A 2,897-nucleotide genomic window follows, 5' to 3' on the forward strand; every position below is an offset into this window, starting at 1 on the left:
CTTCGCTATGATTATCAAAGAGTCATGCATTTTTCTCAAAAAAATCAGTACATGATGTTGTTTGTGATGGTTTTTGATGAGAATGCAATTAAAGATTATCACTATATTCTTTCAAGAATCTGTGCAATATGGCAGGAAGTTGCAGGTATGGTTGGAGAAGTATTCGGTATCGAAAAGGTCAGGGAGTTGCAAAGTAATGACGAAATTGAAGCATTGACTTGGGAATTGCAAGATCCTGTTGATGACTTGGAAACTATGCTGAGAACGACATTTAATACGACTGAGCCAGAGAGTAGAGAATTACGAGTCTGGCTTCATGGTTTCAATTCATGGAAGAGTAATGTGATGAGATGACAGTAAAACTGTATCTAAAAGCTGCTAGGAGTTGATTTACTTATTTGTAGATCAACTCTTATAACTTTAATGATTTTTAGACTTTAATAATTGCAGCGCAAGGTTATATGCAACTGGTTTGGAAATAGATTCAGCCACAAAGTAAGATTGAGGAGGTGTGAAATCAAGGGATTGTTTACGGTACAGCGTTAGTTTACCAGTCTGTTTATCACAGAAGGTAAATTCATTGGACGGGTGGGAATACTCCTGACCATATAGCGGACCACCAAGACATTTCAACCGTAACATTTTCCCTCCTTAACGCACTTTCATCCTGAAATTATAAGTTAGTTTAATATCTAGAATCATGTCCATGATTCTTAAAAACAACAAAATAGTACTGTAAACGTGTGCTTAATATTCATTAACTAAATTTACTTAATGGTTAGTTTAAATACCTAATCTGATGAAAACTAATAACTATCTTCGCATTAAATAGTTGATACGCCGTTGACACCTTAAATATTGCAGATTATCCTTTGCTTGCTGGCCTACATTGCCAGTCGGCTTTGACAGGCCGAATAGTAAAGTGCATTGAAAACTTGTTTTTTGATGTAGGTACACCCGTCCCTCTTTTGTTGCGGTAGGACGGAAGGGGGACGCCTTGTGCGTGCTGATCCTTTACTATCAGTCTGTCAACCCACTTTCGTTCTGCCACCATAATTCTCGAATACTTTGGCAGAACTCCCAATATAAAGGAGTTGGCTATGCATATTCTTTTTATACCCCCAGATTAGTTTTAATGGGGTTTGATGAACTTCTAGTTCTTCAAGCTTTAGGTCTTTTTGTCTAAAAATTTAACTTAAAAAAATGTCATGTGAGATACACCATGGCAAGGCTTTGTATTGCCTAAAAAAGCCTAAGCTCCATGACGACGTCACTGGATAGAATGATGAAAAATAAAATATTGATGGGTTTGGTGGGTGTCAGTGTTCTGATGATTACTGGCTGTTCTTCTGATTTCGAAAAGGGCATGAAACAAGGCTGTAGGAATACGGGTGGTAGTCGCAGTTTCTGTTCCTGCTTCTACGACAGGATGGAAGAACATTATGGTGAAGAAAAGCTGGAGGCGATTGGCATGATGCAAGTCAAGATGCCAGAGGACTTTGAAGAGGTGTCTTTTAAGTCTGGTCAGCAATGTGCACATAAACTTTAGAACTCGTATTCACATTAAATCTTAGTTTGTCTTTTGATCTCACCTACTGCCATAGAGCAGCGGGTTAGATAGGCTTACCTAAAAAATGAGGAATTTACAATGAAACATCCATTGATTGGCCTTTATTTCACTATTGTGATTGGTTATTGGTTGTATTTGATTTGGCAGTACCCTATTTATTCTGGTGGATATGCCTTGGGGCGGGCACTTGTTTGGCCTGCTGATTTTCTACGTTGGTTGTTTTAGTACCTAAATAGGAAGTTGCCATGACAATCATATCGAGAGAATCACTTCAGAAAAGCCGTTGGATGTTGATGCTAAGAGCGAGTGACAATATTTATTTTGCACCCGCTATTCCTTATAAAAAATTGCAAGGGGCTATGAGTTATCTCCCTCAAGGTATTCATCCAGATGAAATCCTCATGCTGATTGATGATACGGTATTTGGCAGTGCTAAAGCTGGACTTTGTATAACGGCGACTGGACTCTTTTATAAAGAAAGCTTTGGAGATGAAGCCGCTTATCTCTTTAAAAATATTCATCATGTCGAGGCAGATATTGGCGTCATTAATCATGGGATCGTACTGAATCGGATGGAAACCTTGACCTTTACCCAACTGGATAAAGGGGCATTACGAACATTGGCTTCATTTCTAAATGAAGTCTGTCAGGGACAAACAGAGACCTACCAAGCTCCACCACAGATTGATGCAGAACTGAAGGTGATGGTTGATCTGTTTGCTTATTTTATTACATTTACTGTGGGTCAATGGAATACTCAGTCGAAAGAAGCGCTATCCAGTCATTTTTTTAAATTGAATAATCAAGCAGTAAATCAGTATGTTGAACAACTAGTGAATCAACAACCAAACTTCGATTATGAAGAATTATTGCATCGCTTTGCAGAACTGAAAGATGTGCTGGCTTATAAACTTCGTACGGAGATGATCGAACAACTGGTCTACGCCATGGCACTGGGTCAGGTTGAACAGACTCAGGCGGATCTCTTCATGACCCATTTATGTCGTGTATCCAATGTTTCTAAAGCCGTATTTCCAGACCTCGTCAAAATTATCTATCAATGTCTAGCTGATGAAATGAATCAGTCTACTGCCTCAGCTTTAAACGGTGAACAACTTCAAGCGTGCAAACTTCTTGATATTCAGCCTGAATTACTGACTGAACAGACCTTGCAATCCGCTTACCGAAAAAAGATGGCTGAGTTCCATCCAGATAAATACCAGAACCTCCCTAAATCTGTTCGTCAGCTCATTGAAAGCCAGGCACAGCAACTGAATGAGGCAAGAGCTCTATTAAAAAGCTATTTGGACAATAACTGAAAATAAAG

At 39.0% G+C, this 2,897-nt stretch carries 5 protein-coding genes; 4 read left to right on the forward strand and 1 reads right to left on the reverse strand.

What is annotated here, in order from left to right:
- Positions 1-354, forward strand: a 354-nt coding sequence (locus RMB13_RS00495; protein ID WP_311084103.1) for a hypothetical protein, incomplete at its 5' end; no start/stop codon positions are given.
- A gap of 66 nt (positions 355-420) precedes the next feature.
- Here RMB13_RS00495 and RMB13_RS00500 read toward each other — a convergent pair.
- On the reverse strand, positions 421-642 hold the full coding sequence (locus RMB13_RS00500; protein WP_311084104.1) for a hypothetical protein: 222 nt from the start codon (positions 640-642) through the stop codon (positions 421-423).
- A gap of 643 nt (positions 643-1,285) precedes the next feature.
- Here RMB13_RS00500 and RMB13_RS00505 point away from each other — a divergent pair.
- From RMB13_RS00505 to RMB13_RS00515, 3 genes are all read left to right on the forward strand, one after another.
- Entirely contained in the window at positions 1,286-1,549 is a 264-nt protein-coding gene (locus RMB13_RS00505) for a hypothetical protein (protein ID WP_280044127.1), read from the forward strand.
- Positions 1,550-1,648: 99 nt separating this feature from the next.
- Positions 1,649-1,795, forward strand: coding sequence for a hypothetical protein (locus RMB13_RS00510; protein ID WP_281834537.1), 147 nt, complete (start codon positions 1,649-1,651; stop codon positions 1,793-1,795).
- Positions 1,796-1,863: 68 nt separating this feature from the next.
- Positions 1,864-2,889: a molecular chaperone DnaJ gene (locus RMB13_RS00515; RefSeq protein WP_311084105.1), complete on the forward strand. Its 1,026-nt coding sequence runs from the start codon at positions 1,864-1,866 to the stop codon at positions 2,887-2,889.
- Positions 2,890-2,897 lie beyond the last annotated feature (8 nt).

The organism is Acinetobacter sp. V102_4, assembly GCF_031799005.1.
Classification (GTDB): Bacteria; Pseudomonadota; Gammaproteobacteria; order Pseudomonadales; family Moraxellaceae; genus Acinetobacter; species Acinetobacter calcoaceticus.